16 protein-coding genes are annotated in these 14,805 nt (G+C 42.9%); 7 read left to right on the top strand and 9 right to left on the bottom strand.

Annotated elements, in window-relative coordinates:
- The first annotated feature begins 384 nt into the window (after window positions 1-384).
- From psbB to V7K60_RS11330, 4 genes are all read left to right on the top strand, one after another.
- The gene (gene psbB, locus V7K60_RS11345; RefSeq protein ID WP_334925484.1) at window positions 385-1,914 is read left to right on the top strand and encodes a photosystem II chlorophyll-binding protein CP47; all 1,530 of its coding nucleotides are present in this window, start codon (window positions 385-387) and stop codon (window positions 1,912-1,914) included.
- A 112-nt stretch (window positions 1,915-2,026) separates the two neighbouring features.
- Window positions 2,027-2,134, top strand: a complete 108-nt coding sequence (locus V7K60_RS11340) for a photosystem II reaction center protein T (RefSeq protein ID WP_084227385.1) — start codon at window positions 2,027-2,029, stop codon at window positions 2,132-2,134.
- Window positions 2,135-2,428: 294 nt separating this feature from the next.
- Window positions 2,429-3,622, top strand: coding sequence for a 30S ribosomal protein S1 (locus tag V7K60_RS11335; RefSeq protein ID WP_334925482.1), 1,194 nt, complete (start codon window positions 2,429-2,431; stop codon window positions 3,620-3,622).
- 131 nt (window positions 3,623-3,753) lie between these two features.
- Window positions 3,754-4,488 (top strand): HAD family hydrolase, encoded by a 735-nt coding sequence (locus tag V7K60_RS11330; RefSeq protein ID WP_334925480.1) that lies wholly within the window; start codon window positions 3,754-3,756, stop codon window positions 4,486-4,488.
- A gap of 94 nt (window positions 4,489-4,582) precedes the next feature.
- Here V7K60_RS11330 and V7K60_RS11325 read toward each other — a convergent pair whose 3' ends face one another.
- From V7K60_RS11325 to V7K60_RS11305, 5 genes are all read right to left on the bottom strand, one after another.
- Window positions 4,583-5,194: a DUF4231 domain-containing protein gene (locus V7K60_RS11325; protein WP_334925478.1), complete on the bottom strand. Its 612-nt coding sequence runs from the start codon at window positions 5,192-5,194 to the stop codon at window positions 4,583-4,585.
- A gap of 9 nt (window positions 5,195-5,203) precedes the next feature.
- The gene (locus tag V7K60_RS11320) at window positions 5,204-5,950 is read right to left on the bottom strand and encodes a hypothetical protein (RefSeq protein ID WP_334925476.1); all 747 of its coding nucleotides are present in this window, start codon (window positions 5,948-5,950) and stop codon (window positions 5,204-5,206) included.
- Between the two features lie 340 nt (window positions 5,951-6,290).
- A complete protein-coding gene (locus V7K60_RS11315; protein WP_334925474.1) occupies window positions 6,291-7,394 on the bottom strand; it encodes an AI-2E family transporter in 1,104 nt (367 codons plus the stop codon).
- A gap of 107 nt (window positions 7,395-7,501) precedes the next feature.
- Window positions 7,502-7,936, bottom strand: coding sequence for an NUDIX hydrolase (locus V7K60_RS11310; RefSeq protein WP_334925472.1), 435 nt, complete (start codon window positions 7,934-7,936; stop codon window positions 7,502-7,504).
- Between the two features lie 21 nt (window positions 7,937-7,957).
- A complete protein-coding gene (locus tag V7K60_RS11305) occupies window positions 7,958-8,404 on the bottom strand; it encodes a hypothetical protein (protein ID WP_442944377.1) in 447 nt (148 codons plus the stop codon).
- A 364-nt stretch (window positions 8,405-8,768) separates the two neighbouring features.
- Here V7K60_RS11305 and folD point away from each other — a divergent pair, with 364 nt between their 5' ends.
- The 3 genes from folD (at window position 8,769) to V7K60_RS11290 (ending at window position 11,500) form a co-directional block, all read left to right on the top strand.
- Complete coding sequence (gene folD, locus V7K60_RS11300) at window positions 8,769-9,656, top strand: bifunctional methylenetetrahydrofolate dehydrogenase/methenyltetrahydrofolate cyclohydrolase FolD (protein WP_334925470.1); 888 nt, start codon at window positions 8,769-8,771, stop codon at window positions 9,654-9,656.
- A 139-nt stretch (window positions 9,657-9,795) separates the two neighbouring features.
- Window positions 9,796-10,728, top strand: coding sequence for a geranylgeranyl diphosphate synthase CrtE (crtE, locus tag V7K60_RS11295; protein WP_334925468.1), 933 nt, complete (start codon window positions 9,796-9,798; stop codon window positions 10,726-10,728).
- Window positions 10,729-11,044: 316 nt separating this feature from the next.
- A complete protein-coding gene (locus tag V7K60_RS11290) occupies window positions 11,045-11,500 on the top strand; it encodes a divergent PAP2 family protein (RefSeq protein ID WP_334925466.1) in 456 nt (151 codons plus the stop codon).
- Between the two features lie 291 nt (window positions 11,501-11,791).
- On the opposite strand, the gene V7K60_RS11285 is transcribed toward V7K60_RS11290, so the two are convergent.
- The 4 genes from V7K60_RS11285 to V7K60_RS11270 all read right to left on the bottom strand — a co-directional run bounded on the left by V7K60_RS11285 (window position 11,792) and on the right by V7K60_RS11270 (window position 14,671).
- Entirely contained in the window at window positions 11,792-12,445 is a 654-nt protein-coding gene (locus V7K60_RS11285; protein ID WP_292873921.1) for a hypothetical protein, read from the bottom strand.
- A 243-nt stretch (window positions 12,446-12,688) separates the two neighbouring features.
- A complete protein-coding gene (locus V7K60_RS11280; RefSeq protein WP_334925463.1) occupies window positions 12,689-13,018 on the bottom strand; it encodes an MgPME-cyclase complex family protein in 330 nt (109 codons plus the stop codon).
- Window positions 13,019-13,079: 61 nt separating this feature from the next.
- Window positions 13,080-13,799 (bottom strand): SnoaL-like polyketide cyclase, encoded by a 720-nt coding sequence (locus tag V7K60_RS11275; protein ID WP_334925461.1) that lies wholly within the window; start codon window positions 13,797-13,799, stop codon window positions 13,080-13,082.
- Window positions 13,800-13,945: 146 nt separating this feature from the next.
- Window positions 13,946-14,671, bottom strand: coding sequence for a pyridoxine 5'-phosphate synthase (locus V7K60_RS11270; RefSeq protein ID WP_334925459.1), 726 nt, complete (start codon window positions 14,669-14,671; stop codon window positions 13,946-13,948).
- Window positions 14,672-14,805: the final 134 nt, after the last annotated feature.

Raw genomic sequence — 14,805 nt, 5'->3', positions numbered from 1 at the left:
TTTTCTGTCCAATGCCCCACTTATCGTAAAGAAAAGATAAGCAAATTTAATCCTCGACGGGTATTGGTAGCGAAAAAACTTGGAGATGCTACGCGATCGCATCAATTTACACGCTTGCAAACAATTCCATCAATAGTTACACTTTTTAAAACATTCTCATTTTTGCTTGGCGATGGCTACCCTACATAGGTAAACCTCCCGAAGCGAGTAAGCATTGCCTCATCTCCCACGCTGTCTGACTTATTAAGACTAAGCTGTGGTAAAACTCTGGCTCTGGCAATAACAAAAAACAAGAGAGAGTTTTATGAGTGGTGATTTTCATCTCTCATAACCTCAGTAAGAAAATTGCTTTGTAAACTAACTCATCGAGGAGGAGCGTAGTCAATGGGACTACCCTGGTACCGAGTACATACAGTCGTTCTGAATGATCCAGGGCGACTGATTTCTGTACATCTAATGCACACAGCCCTAGTAGCAGGCTGGGCTGGTTCGATGGCACTCTACGAACTGGCTGTTTTTGACCCTAGCGATGCAGTTCTCAATCCGATGTGGCGTCAAGGGATGTTCGTCCTACCCTTTATGTCACGTTTGGGCGTCACTCAATCTTGGGGTGGTTGGAACGTTACTGGTGGACCATCAACTGATCCTGGCTTCTGGTCATTTGAAGGCGTTGCTGCCGCTCATATTGTTCTTTCCGGTCTGCTATTTCTAGCCGCCGTATGGCACTGGGTTTACTGGGATTTGGAACTTTTTAGAGATCCCCGCACTGGTGAACCCGCTCTCGACTTGCCAAAAATGTTTGGCATTCACCTGTTCTTATCTGGTCTACTTTGTTTTGGATTTGGTGCTTTTCATGTAACTGGACTATTTGGTCCGGGGATATGGGTTTCTGACGCTTATGGTGTAACTGGTGCGGCCCAGGCAGTAGCACCAGAATGGGGCCCAGATGGTTTTAACCCCTATAACCCTGGTGGCATTGCGGCTCACCACATTGCCGCTGGTGTTGTTGGTATTATTGCAGGCTTATTCCACCTCACAGTTAGACCCCCGGAACGGCTCTACAAAGCTCTGCGGATGGGGAACATTGAAACAGTACTTTCTAGCAGTATTGCAGCAGTCTTCTTTGCTGCTTTCGTGGTTGCTGGTACTATGTGGTACGGTAACGCCGCCACTCCTATCGAATTGTTTGGCCCTACCCGCTATCAATGGGATCAGAACTACTTCCGCCAAGAAATTCAGCGCCGCGTCCAAACAAACGTTGCCCAAGGTGCAACCCTTGAGCAAGCTTGGTCGCAGATTCCTGAAAAATTGGCTTTCTACGATTACGTCGGCAATAGCCCCGCTAAAGGCGGTCTATTCCGTACAGGGCCAATGGTGAAAGGTGATGGCATTGCGCAGTCTTGGCAAGGTCACGCCGTATTCAAAGATTCTGAAGGACGAGAATTGACTGTACGTCGTCTCCCCAACTTCTTTGAAACCTTCCCAGTGGTCTTAACCGACGCAGATGGAATTGTCCGCGCTGACATTCCCTTCCGTCGGGCAGAATCTAAGTATAGCTTCGAGCAATCTGGTGTCACCGTTAATTTCTACGGTGGTAATCTGAATGGTCAGACCTTTACAGAGCCAGCTGATGTGAAGAAGTATGCCCGTAAGGCTCAAGGCGGTGAAATCTTTGAATTTGACCGGGAAACCTTGAACTCTGATGGTGTATTCCGCACCAGTCCTAGAGGTTGGTTTACCTTTGGACACGCCGTATTTGCTCTGTTGTTCTTCTTTGGTCATCTCTGGCATGGTGCTCGGACAATCTACCGAGACGTGTTTGCTGGTGTTGATGCGGATCTTGAAGAGCAAGTAGAGTGGGGTCTGTTCCAGAAAGTCGGTGACAAGTCAACTCGCCGGAATGAAGCCCTTTAATTTCAGTGCTGAGTTCTGAGTTCTGAGTTCTGAGTTAAAGCTTTGACTCAGCACTCAGGTGATTCAGCATTAAGAACTTTAACTACTGGCTGGATAAAGAGGAAATCGTAATATGGAAAGCGTTGCGTACATCTTGATTTTTACTCTGTGTATAGGTACTCTCTTTTTTGCGATCGCATTTCGCGAACCCCCTCGCTTTGAGAAACCAAAAGATAAGTAGATCCTATCCACAGACTTTTAAGCGGATTTAATCTTAATATCCGTTGCTACTAAGCATAGTGGCAACGGATATTATTATGTTCGTCCTTTGTTGGTTTTCACTACTAAGTAAATGACAAATCATTTTTATATTGTGATATAATTTCCAATCTTGGGAGTAGATATGTGTTAATGCTAGCTTTTCTGCGCTAGGATGAAAAAGGATGTTTTGTGTAAGCTGCCCTAGTACTGCTTACATAACGCATCGCGCTTGTCGCACCACCTTTACGGAGACTAGAACCAGGAACAAATCAGCATGGTCAATCAGAATTTAACCGCTACAGAAATTGGATTCACTCACGAAGATTTCGCTGCTCTACTTGACAAATACGATTATCATTTTAGCCCTGGTGATGTTGTCCCAGGAACAGTTTTCAGTATAGAGCCGCGCGGCGCTCTGATTGACATTGGTGCTAAAACCGCAGCATATATACCCATACAAGAAATGTCTATTAACCGGGTGGATAGCCCGGAAGAAGTATTACAGTCAAACGAAACGCGCGAATTTTTCATCCTTACCGATGAAAACGAAGATGGTCAATTAACCCTTTCGATTCGCCGTATTGAATATATGCGGGCTTGGGAACGCGTGCGGCAGTTGCAAGCAGAAGATGCTACTGTCCGTTCTGGCGTGTTTGCAACCAATCGCGGTGGAGCATTGGTACGGATTGAAGGATTACGTGGCTTTATCCCAGGTTCTCACATCAGTACCCGCAAACCTAAAGAAGAATTGGTAGGCGAGGATCTGCCGTTGAAATTCCTAGAGGTGGATGAAGAACGTAATCGCCTCGTTCTATCTCACCGTCGGGCATTGGTTGAGCGCAAGATGAATCGCCTAGAAGTCGGCGAAGTAGTAATTGGTACTGTTCGTGGGATCAAACCCTACGGTGCTTTTATCGACATTGGCGGCGTCAGTGGTCTACTGCATATTTCTGAGATTTCTCACGAACATATTGATACACCTCATAGCGTGTTCAATGTCAATGATGAAGTGAAAGTTATGATCATTGACTTGGATGCAGAAAGGGGTCGCATTTCCCTATCTACTAAGCAGCTAGAACCCGAACCCGGCGACATGATTAAAAACCGGGATTTGGTCTACGATAAGGCAGAAGAAATGGCTGCTAAGTATCGCGAACAGCTATTAGCCAAGCAGCAAGGTGCTGCTGCTGCGGCTGCACCTGCGGAAGTTGTAGCTGACGAAGATATTCCACCAGCAACAGAACTTGAAGAAGATATTCCACCAGCAACAGAACTTGAAGAAGATATTCCACCAGCAGCAGAACTTGAAGAAGATATTCCACCAGCAGCAGAACTTGAAGAAGATATTCCAGTAGTTGCGGCAATTGAAACAGAGATTCCAGCAGCGACGGAAACTGAAGAGGAAATTCCAGCAGCAACGGAAACTGAAGAGGAAATTCCAGCAGTTCCAGCAGCTATTGAAGAGTAATAAATTTTTTATAGTTTTACTTGTCTTTAAGTAAGAGTATTAAATCATTTTATAAAGAGGGTTTTTCCCTCTTTTTTTATGTAGAGAATCGGTGAAAGTGAAGAGTTGGGAGTAGTTAGAAGTTAAATATTATGGCAACCATTAAATGTAGAAATATCACTTTTGATCATATCCAGGGAATTTTGTTTGACAAAAACGGTACTCTAGAAGATTCAGAAACGTATTTGCGATCGCTTGCACAAAAAGCAACGAGGTTAATAGATGCTCAAATCCCTGGAACTGGGGAACCCCTATTAATGGCATTTGGCATCAATGGCAATTTTCTAGATCCTGCGGGTTTAATATCAGTAGCAAGCCGCCGTGAAACAGAAGTTGCGGCTGCGGCATATATTGCCGAAACAGGAAGAGGATGGTTTGAGTGCTTAAAAATAGCCCGTCAAGCTTTGGATGAAGCGGAAAAATATATTGGACAAACTCCTTCACCACTGTTTGTAGGTAGCCTAGAAATTTTGAAATACCTGCGGGAGGGTGGACTAAAACTTGGTATCCTCTCAGCTGCGACAACTGAAGAAGTACGTAATTTTGTAGCCAATCACCAGTTAAGCGATTATATCCAGTTAGAAATGGGAGTAGATGAAGGGCCGAGTAAACCAGATCCAGTGCTATTTTTGCAAGCTTGCCAGGCTTTGGGAGTTGAACCGAACGCTACTTTGATGGTGGGTGATTCAGTTGGTGATATGCAAATGGCGCGTAATGCTAAAGCCGCAGGTTGTATTGGTATCACTTGGGTAGGTAAGTCAGATCATGTCCGAGGTGCGGATGTGGTAATTAATCAACTTGATGAAATCCAGATTTTAGAGGATTAATTCAATGTGAGTTTGATGAACTCAAAAAACGGCAGTTGGGGCGTTTTCTGTGATTATATTTTTATCTAACAGGGGAGAGTTGATTGAATCAATTTTATTCTTCGTCTTTCTTCTCTTCTAAATTAGCGATCTTTGTATTTTGCAGAAAGATATGGTCTTCCTGATTATGTTTTTCTTCTTTCTTTTCTTGTACAACTTGAGTGGCATATATTTCCACATCTCGCTGAATAATATCTTCTACGTGACTTGCAAATAGATTAAATGCCTGTTCGTGGCTTGGATAAATACGATAAGGGCCTGTCAACTGCGAAAATTGCCATCCTTGGGTTTTCAAAGATTCAACTGTTCGGCGATAGTGTCGCCAGCGTTCCCCATAGTGAAAAAACTCTTCGATGGCAGCACTAATAGCAACTATTTGGCTCAAACCAAAAGTTGACCACATAATGATATCCTTATTGTTAGGTTTGAAATTAGTATTAATATTTAGACTTACCAATGCTGGGAGAATTACACCACCAATAATAGTTGTTATCCGTAAAAAATAATGGCGATCGCGCGATAAATTTGCCTTACCTTCCATCCACAGTACTTGGTCTAACCAGCGCGATCGCAAAAAATGTTTTTGCACATCACCTAAGTTAATACCTGCAAATAATTTGTTAAAATCTTCTTTTAAAAATTCGTGATAACTATCTTTTTTTGCCATTTTTTACTCCTAATTAGAAAGTAACCCCTTAATTACTTTGCCTAAATTCTCAACTCCTTTCTCTATGTCGATTAAGTCGATGTATTGTAATGTACCAGATTTAGCTAGCTTTTTGGCTCGTTCATCAGTAGCCTTTCCACGCAAAGCATCTACAAGTATATCTGCGGTTCTACCACTACCAGCAATCACAAGAACTACCCTGCCGCTATTAACGCTAGAAAAGGCATCCTTAAAGGTAATTTCACCACCGTTTAAGAGTACTGTCATCGAAGGTGCATCATTAGCCAGCATAGTCGCAACACAAGATATCCAAGGAGACTCGTCGCCCCAATTCTTCCCAGGAACTAGTACAAAATGAGTATGGTTTGGCTCTAACGGTGTTAAATCAGCAGCAGTTTCCGAATGATTTGGTAAAGCCACTTTGCCTTCAGGTGTCACACCAACCAAAGTAAACTTACCACCTATTTGGGTACGAGCCACACCCATCATTCGCATAATTCCTGCATCCGTACCCCCATCCACGACATAAGCCCCCAAAGTTTCGGCGATGGGGGCTAAAACTTCCACAAACAACCGTTGAATACGGAGAAAGTCAGCTTCACTGATGTTACTTGCACCCCCCACTACTACTAAAACAGGACGCGAACCGCACAGCCCTATTGTCTCAAGAGCATAAGGTAATTCTTCTGGCTGCTCAACTTGAGTAGCTAATGCTGTTTTCCCATTGTCAAAGGTAAGTTTTAAACAACTTTTCATTTTTTAAAAATACTGACTGCTTAGGTTTTCTGGCGTAGAGCTTCGCAGTCATGTTCTGCAAGCGTTGTATTCCATTATTCCCTTTACGAAAAGGAATTTTATGATGCTTTTGTATGGGTTTATCATTGATTAATGTTTCACCAAATTTTTGCTTAGATGTAAATAGCGATGCCTACAGTTGTCTAATCCTACGCTCCAGCTTTCTGCCATTATTTTTCTTTCTGGAAATTATTGATCCACAAAGTAATAGCTTCTTGTTTGTTAATATCTTAAATTAGGATTTTGTAGTTTATTTATGGACTATCGCACCAGTTTTTCAGTTAATTTCAATAATGAGACTTTAGCTATAAGTTCCTGCTCTCTCACTTTTGATCGTCACAGGTTCTGACTTTATATCCTCTATCTTATTAAACTCTCCAGCTCGCCAGCTATCTGTTATATCCTTGATAAAACTAGCTATAGGGATCGCAATTAATAAGCCCAGTACTCCTCCCAACTTTGCACCCAGCAATAAAGAAATCACCACCCACACAGGATTTAAGCCAGTCAAATTACCAAGAATTCGAGGTGCAATAATATTAGAATTAACTTGGTCGATCGCAACAGCTACACCTAAGACTTCCACTCCTAACCAAAAATTTTGCAGCGCTACCAGCAAACTTACTATGGCAATACCGACTCCCGTACCAAAGGGGAAGAGTGAAAATAAGCCAATACCAATACCAAACAGTAGAGCCAAAGGAACTTGCAGCGCCAAAAACACTAGTGTAATTGTCACGCCTAACACCGCTCCCAATGTTGCTTGGCCGATGAAGTAATTGTGGAAATCCTCTCGTAGCAATTCCCGTACTCGTGACCCAATATTAGGGGAAAACCACTGAAAAATTCCGTCCCAAAGACGTTCACCATTCAATATTAGGTAGATAGTCAACACTACTGCCAGCAACACATTCAGGACACTACCAATGGTATCGACAGCAAAACCAAGAATTCTACCAGTGAAGGACTGAAGTTGGTTAGATAATCGTTCCAGAACTTGGGTAAATAAACCACTTAAATTAATCGGAAGTTGCTGTTGACTTAACGCCCAATCCTGAAAAGCTTGCAGCTGCTGAGTACCAGAATCAATCCAACTGGGCAAAATATTAGCCAGTTCAACCAGCTGTTGAATAATCAGGGGAACCAAGGTGATGCCCAAAGCTACTAAAACCACCAGAGTCAAAAGTAACACTCCTCCGATCGCTAAGTTGGGTTTCACTCCTTGTTCTTGAAGAAACTGGATTGGATAGTTCAAGACAAAAGCCAGCAGGATGGCGGCGGCAATAATGCTAACTAAGGGTTGAAAATACTGTATAACCTGGAGCAATAGCCAGCCGTTGAGAATGGCAATGGGAAATGCCAATCCTATAGTTAACCATCGTGGCAGTTTGTTTGCTGATTGCATTAGTGATAACCTCATAAGAGTTCGTTTTAACTTTATTTTGGCTTTTAGGGATGTGAAGAATGGGGAATGAGGGGAGACAAGATCATGACTATGCTCACATCCCCAAATTATGCTGGATTTTTCTCAATAAAATCCAACATAATTCTCTGATGCATTGTCCCTAAAGGTCGAACTTTACCAGCATTTTGTGAATAACAGTTACCTTGGCGAATATCTTCTGGCGTAAATAATGCCATATCCCAGCCCTCATTCAAGACCAGTTGATTTAATTCCACCAAGAGTGGTGCATGAAAGACATGACGGACAACCCTTTCGTTGGGATAACAGCGAAATTCAACAAATGGTGGTAAATTATAGCCGATTTCTTCTAAAATTTCTCGTTTTACCGCTACATCTGGCGTTTCACCAGGTTCGATGTGACCGCCAAACAGCGCCCAGTAACCAGGATAGAGAATACCGGGGATGTTGTCACGCAGTTGCATGAGAAACTTGTTTTTCTGGTAGAGAATTGCGATCGCTACGTGCACCTGTTGATTGTTCATATCTTTATTTTTAATTGCTGATTATTCTTCTTCTAAATAAACTTCCCCCAATTCTTTGCCAGCTAAGGGAATACTTCGGTAGCGAACTTTACCCTTAATTACAACTTCTGAACCTTCACCCAGATTCTTTTGATTGGTGACAACCCAAATTTTGCCAGTTGAGTCCTTAATTTTATAAGCCCACTGTTTGATCAGGGGAGCTTGCTTTTCTACCTGACCTTGGATGTAAACTATAGCCTGATTGTCTTGTTTTGGTTTAATTTCTCCAATTGGAGTGACATTTGTACCAATTTTTAAGCCAGCCCCACGCAAGCCAGGCGATGTCAATTTACCACAACTACAGAGTCCTGCTATCAGGAAAAAAGTCAACCCCAAGCGGTAAGGAACAATACTGTGCCCGTACAAGAACGAAAGGGAAAAATTTCTCATTTGTTGCATAAAAGCCACCGATTTATTTATTTTGGGCATGGGGGAGGCAGTGCGGTCTTCTCCCAAGGGGAGACGCCAAGGGCGATGGGGTTTCCCCAAGTGGAGCAACTGCTGTTATGGGGCATTGGGTACGAGAGGCAGACGGGCACAGGGAAAAACTTGCAACTTCTCCCCTGCTCTCCTTGTCCCCTTGTCTCCCGTTTTACACTCCCCACTCCTCATTCCCTAGTTCTTTATTCTTCAGATGATGCCGTTGATCTGAGAAAATAAACATTATGGATTTACTGTGAGAGAAACGCTACGACATTAAACAGCAACACAATAATAGTCGAAAGTCAAGAGTCAAGAGTCAATATTTTCATTTTGGACTTTGGACAACAAGCGAACATAGCTGGGAATTTTCATGGAAACAAAAACTGCCAAAATCCTTGATGGGAAAGCAATAGCAGCAAAAATTCAGCAAGAACTTTCTGTTGCGATTACACAATTACAACCAAAAATTGGACGACCACCTGGTTTAGCAGTGTTGATGGTTGGTGATAACCCAGCATCAGCCGCTTATGTACGCAATAAAGAAAAAGCCTGCACTAAAGTTGGGATCGCTTCTTTTGGTAAGCATTTTCCTGTTCAAACTACCCTTGGAGAGTTAGAAGAGGTAATTGCTGCACTCAACCACGATGAAAGAGTTGATGGCATTCTTGTACAGTTGCCCTTACCTAACCACCTGGATGCTGTAACTCTTCTACATCAAATCGATCCCGATAAAGATGCTGATGGACTGCACCCAGTTAACTTGGGGCGACTAGTACGGGGAGAAAGCGGTTTACGTAGCTGTACTCCGGCTGGTGTGATGCGGCTTTTAGAAGAATATGAAATTCCTTTGCAGGGAAAACAGGCAGTAGTCGTGGGGCGCAGTATTTTGGTGGGTAAACCGATGGCGCTAATGCTATTAGAAGCTGATGCTACAGTTACGATCGCTCACTCGCGATCGCATGACCTCAAAACCATCACCCAAAATGCTGATATTCTAATTGCAGCAGTAGGTCGTCCTGGACTTATTACTGCTGATATGGTGAAACCGGGTGCTGTTGTGGTAGATGTGGGAATGAATCGCGTCAGCGATACTAATGGCAAAAGTCGCCTCATTGGCGATGTCCATTTTCAATCAACCGCTGATGTAGCAGGATTTATCACCCCAGTTCCTGGTGGTGTTGGCCCAATGACTGTTGCCATATTGTTGGAAAATACATTTACCAGCTATTCCAGGGCGGTAAGAGAAAGAAGAGAGTGAGGAGTGATGAGTTAAAAGTTAAGAATTCTTATTGCTAACTCTTAACTCTTAACTCCTAACTCTTCATTTTTTTTAGCCCCACAGCACCTTAAAATTGTGACGTATAAGGCAAAAATCCCAAAATGTCAGGAATTAAAGAATGGTAGCAACTGATAACGTTCAAAAGACACCACCAGAGGAAGCCACATTTAACTTAGCAGCCTATTTAAAAGAGCGACAAAAGCTTTGTGATAATGCTTTGGATCAGGCTATCCCGATCGTTTATCCAGAAAAGATTTATGAGTCGATGCGCTACTCGTTATTAGCTGGAGGCAAGCGTATACGTCCCCTTCTTTGCCTTGCTACCTGTGAAATGATGGGTGGAACCATCGAGATGGCCATGCCAACGGCTTGTGCTGTAGAGATGATCCACACAATGTCGTTGATTCATGATGACCTCCCAGCGATGGATAATGACGATTACCGTCGTGGGAAGCTGACGAATCATAAGGTCTATGGCGAAGATGTGGCGATTTTGGCTGGAGATGGCTTGTTGGCTCTCGCCTTTGAGTTTGTTGCCATTCAAACCCCCCAAAGCGTTAAGAGAGAGGTAGTCTTGCAGGTCATTGCCCGTCTTGGTCGGGCATTGGGGGCAGGTGGTTTGGTTGGCGGTCAAGTTGTCGATTTAGAGTCGGAAGGTAAATCTGATATTTCCCTAGAAACCCTAAATTTCATTCATAAACACAAAACAGCTGCCCTTTTGGAAGCGTGCGTAGTTTGTGGCGGGCTGATAAGTAATGCATCACCTGAAGATGTGCAGCGACTAACCCGTTATGCTCAAAATATTGGGCTAGCATTCCAAATCATCGATGATATTCTGGATATCACTTCTACCCAAGAGCAATTAGGTAAAACAGCTGGCAAAGACCAAAGAGCTAAGAAAGTTACCTATCCTAGCCTTTGGGGACTTGAGGAATCGCGCTCAAAAGCCCAAGAGCTAGTTCAAGCTGCTTGTGTGGAATTAGAACCATTTAGAGACAGAGCCAAACCACTCCAAGCGATCGCTCATTTTATTACTAGCCGTAATAACTAGTAACGCTTTGGGTAATTCGTAATTCGTAATACTCGCCCAAGGCGAGAAGCAAGCTACGTAATTCGTAATTCCTATACCGCAAGCGTTTCATTGATTGGGAATGGGTAGTTTATTTACACCATACTGTACTACTACCCAGCGAAATTAAAAATTCACTGATTCAAAATTACAAAAGCTTATCAAGTAAGCTTTTAGGTTATTTTGAATCGTTGGTCTTTTTCCAACGTAATAGATTAATTTGGGAATTTTGGGTTGAATCTAAATGTTTCCTCAACCAACAACTGCTGCTAATATTTACTAACCTAACCAAAATACCATGCAGGACATAGGCAACATTTTAGACAACCGCGTGCTGCTGGTTGCTCTGCTAGCTTGTTTAATTGCTCAAGCATTAAAGCTCGTAGTCGAGATCGTCAAAAATCGCAAACTGAATGTGCGTGTTTTGGTAACAACCGGAGGTATGCCCAGTGCCCATTCGGCTCTGGTTACGGCTTTAGCCGCAGGTGTAGGGCAAACACTGGGTTGGGCATCTCCTGATTTTGCCGTTGCGATCGTTTTTGCCATCATTGTCATGTATGATGCAGCCGGAGTTCGTCAAGCAGCTGGTAAGCAAGCTCGTATTCTCAATCAAATGATTGATGAATTATTTCATGAAAAACCAGATTTTAGCCAAGACCGTTTGAAAGAATTACTCGGACATACACCAGTTCAGGTAATCGCTGGATCGGCTTTGGGTATAACCATCTATTGGTTAGCTAGGTCTGCTTATTGAACTAAGGCAATAAATCTTTGTTTGAGGGGCTATTGATAATTAGTAACTGGTAATTTGTCAATCAAATTTGAATTTTGGATTTTAGATTTGCCCCGTGAATAAATTCAGGGGATTAAGGATAGAAAGATTTGTTTCAAATAACTTGTTTCTTACAGAGCGAATATGAATACATTCGCTTAAAACCTTTTTAAATTTTGAATTTAAAATCCAAAATTTAAAATCTAAAATTCGGTCAATTGACAAATTACCAATCTGGTAGCTTGCATTAGGATGCCAGTAAACTTAATATCACTAAAACCGCACAGTCGAGCGCAGCAAAATCACCTTACGACTATCTACTAGGCTGGCAACGAAACCGCCATTGTTTAGCTTTTGCAATGTATTATACGCTTCACTTTGATTCGTCGTATAAACTGCTAGCAAGTAAGGGCGTTGTCCATAAGAAACAAAGCCGACGTTACCTCCAACCACTTGCTGCACGCTATTTACTAATTCTGGACGGTTGTAATAATCTACCAGTACTGCATAACCTTCTCCTAATGCTTGAGGATTATAGCTGACTGTCTGCTGAGGTGGTTTTGGCTGTGACTGTGGCTGCACATCTGCCGTTGTTGTTGGTCGAGTGGTAATTATGGCAGACAAGCCAACAATATTGCTGACATATCTTGCCCAACGATTGGCATCGTCAATTTTGTTAAAGCCCCCGACTCGTGTCACAGTTTCGTTGAGATATTTGCAGGTGATAGTTTTAAGTTCAGGTGGTAAGGCACTACGTAACTGCTTTTGATTATTTGCTGTGGGACTGACTACTAATAAAAGATACTCACCCGCATTTGGTGGTTGACAAGAGGGAATGGTTTTTTGAGCAAGTACAGAACTCATGCCACCAATCAACCCTGCAATCGCTAATCCTAAAACACTTGGTAAATTCTGAAATCTATGCACAAAAGTTAGATTATGTAAATTAAGGTGTCCTAGAAGATTTTATAAGAAAAAAGCTGAAAACCTAGCTACTTCAGTATGGTGATAAAATATGTATTAACATATACATTGTGTTACTCAAAAATAAAATTAGGGAATGGGGAGTGGGGAGCAGGGGGAGCAGGGGAGAAGTTGTAGTAAGTTTTTCCCCTCTGCACCTCTGCCTCTTGTGTTCATACCCTATATCCCATGCCCAATGCGCTATGCCTAAGATACAGTAGTAAGCGATGCCAAAGCATCTGGTATTGCCTCAGAAGGAGCCTGAAATTCTCCAGTGATGACGTACTCTAAACGCAGTTTTAACCAAGTAATAAATTGGGGATTTGTAGAAATAATTGCTACTGCTGGTTGGGGACACTTTGCCTTTAACTCTTTAAACTGCGGTGTTTCCAAGAAAGCTGGTTGCTCAACCAACCAAAAATCTATTTGTTTTTCTTGTTCGTGGTAGTTACGAATGCGTTCTTTGAGAACTTCGTGTATCGGTTCTTCTTGGAGAAGAAAGCGCTGACTTGCCAAAACGTAATGGTATGTTTGCATTTTCATCCTTTGGTTGCTATGTGAATAAATTCAGGGCACAGTGACTCTGTACCCTTACAAACTAACTTTTGTGGGATTTCTTGAACCAAGAACTGAATGGACAAGCACTTTTCTGGTTTTCAGATTTTGTCTGTTTGCCACCAGATGTTAGCTTTTCCAAGAACAGATTATTGTCAAAATAGTGTTCTAAAGAAATAATCTTCAAGTCATCGGTAACTTTTGCAATGCTCATGCCGATAATTTCTAGCGTCTCTCCAGTAGGTGCATGGTCTTTGTATTCTCCGTTAAAATGTCCCCAATGCCGCCATTTAAATGTTACATTCGGTGGCCCTGAGAAAACTTCCAGCACTTCCCAAGGAAATCCTTGGGGAAATGTTGTGTGGAAGACTTTTGCGGATGATTCAAAGCTTTCTTCTGAAGCCTTGTAATGTTCTGAATCAGCCATAAATAAATTGTAAGTACCTTGGGCTGATACATCTGCTGCGGTATACTCTACTCCGCCATTGGTACTGACGCGAAAGTTGTCATTCACAATAGATAACCACTCTTGCGGGTTAGCTTTGAAGGATACCTCCATCTCGAAGGTTCTCACTAAGTTTTGCACGATCGCTTCCAGTGTTCCTTCAAGATGATTGTAGATACTTTCTTTAGCAAGATTCTCTTTTGAACGGGAATAATCAGGCGGTGTCTGATAGCGCCACTCGACATCAGTGCTTTCTGCTATCACCTTATCTCGATCCTGTACCCAAAGTGGCAGATTGTTAGATTGTGTTGCGCTCATAGAAGTTTTTGCTGAAGATTTGATCCCAATTTCTAGATTTCGCAGTGACAACCCTCTTTTAATACACGGGAGTGGGGAGAGACAGGGGGAGCAGAGGGGAAGTTTTAGTAAGTAGTTTCCCCTCTTTCTGCTCCATGCCCTATGCCCTATGCCCCATTGCCCCTTATAGCTTGTTTCATCTCACGGACTGCCCTTTCCATACCTACTAATGCTGCCCGACTGATGATGGTATGACCAATGTTCAGTTCTTCCATGCCTGGAAGCGCAGCCACCGGATAGACGTTCCAGTAAGTGAGTCCATGACCAGCGTTAACTCGTAATCCGGCTTTAATCGCTTGTTCACAACCTTTAGCTAATATGGCTAATTCTCGGTGGCGATTTGTTTCATCTTTAACCTCAGCATATTGTCCGGTGTGCAATTCAATAAACTGCGCCTCTATCTTGACAGATGCTTCAATTTGTGCTACTTCGGCATCGATAAATAAACTAACTGGAATGCTAGCGCTTTGCAATTTATCGACTATCTCACCTATTCTAGCAATTTGCCCAACAATATTTAGTCCGCCTTCTGTTGTCACTTCTTCGCGCTTTTCGGGGACTAAAGTCACGTAATCTGGTTTGATATTGAGAGCGATCGCTAGCATTTCATCTGTAGCGGCCATTTCTAAATTCAGATGCGATCGCACTGTTTGCCGCAACAGTAATACATCCCGATCTTGGATATGCCGCCGATCTTCGCGCAGATGTACTGTAATTCCATCTGCACCTGCTAATTCTGCCAGTACCGCTGCCGCTACGGGGTCTGGTTCCACCGTCCGCCGCGCTTGCCGGATAGTGGCAATGTGGTCAATATTAACGCCAAGTGTAGGCACCCCAAATTTCTCCCAAATCCACAGTCCTCAGAACTGATTTTACCGGAAATAAGGGCAGTTTTGCTTGAGAAGCTCAAGACACATCACACAGGTTAAATGCGATTTCTACGATGGTCACTGAGCTTGTCGTTCGC

It is taken from the genome of Nostoc sp. (assembly GCF_036917555.1).
Taxonomy (GTDB): domain Bacteria; phylum Cyanobacteriota; class Cyanobacteriia; order Cyanobacteriales; family Nostocaceae; genus Nostoc.
This window is presented reverse-complemented; position numbering and strand designations above follow the sequence as displayed.

Bases quoted from the DNA above. Each gene is read 5' to 3' on its own strand.
- V7K60_RS11325 (WP_334925478.1), bottom strand. From the start codon at position 5,194: ATGGCAAAAAAAGATAGTTATCACGAATTTTTAAAAGAAGATTTTAAC.
- V7K60_RS11335 (WP_334925482.1), top strand. From the start codon at position 2,429: ATGGTCAATCAGAATTTAACCGCTACAGAAATTGGATTCACTCACGAA.
- V7K60_RS11290 (WP_334925466.1), top strand. From the start codon at position 11,045: ATGCAGGACATAGGCAACATTTTAGACAACCGCGTGCTGCTGGTTGCT.
- V7K60_RS11275 (WP_334925461.1), bottom strand. From the start codon at position 13,799: ATGAGCGCAACACAATCTAACAATCTGCCACTTTGGGTACAGGATCGA.
- V7K60_RS11340 (WP_084227385.1), top strand. From the start codon at position 2,027: ATGGAAAGCGTTGCGTACATCTTGATTTTTACTCTGTGTATAGGTACT.
- V7K60_RS11330 (WP_334925480.1), top strand. From the start codon at position 3,754: ATGGCAACCATTAAATGTAGAAATATCACTTTTGATCATATCCAGGGA.
- V7K60_RS11310 (WP_334925472.1), bottom strand. From the start codon at position 7,936: ATGAACAATCAACAGGTGCACGTAGCGATCGCAATTCTCTACCAGAAA.
- V7K60_RS11305 (WP_442944377.1), bottom strand. From the start codon at position 8,404: ATGCCCAAAATAAATAAATCGGTGGCTTTTATGCAACAAATGAGAAAT.
- V7K60_RS11280 (WP_334925463.1), bottom strand. From the start codon at position 13,018: ATGCAAACATACCATTACGTTTTGGCAAGTCAGCGCTTTCTTCTCCAA.
- psbB (WP_334925484.1), top strand. From the start codon at position 385: ATGGGACTACCCTGGTACCGAGTACATACAGTCGTTCTGAATGATCCA.
- folD (WP_334925470.1), top strand. From the start codon at position 8,769: ATGGAAACAAAAACTGCCAAAATCCTTGATGGGAAAGCAATAGCAGCA.
- V7K60_RS11320 (WP_334925476.1), bottom strand. From the start codon at position 5,950: ATGAAAAGTTGTTTAAAACTTACCTTTGACAATGGGAAAACAGCATTA.
- V7K60_RS11315 (WP_334925474.1), bottom strand. From the start codon at position 7,394: ATGCAATCAGCAAACAAACTGCCACGATGGTTAACTATAGGATTGGCA.
- crtE (WP_334925468.1), top strand. From the start codon at position 9,796: ATGGTAGCAACTGATAACGTTCAAAAGACACCACCAGAGGAAGCCACA.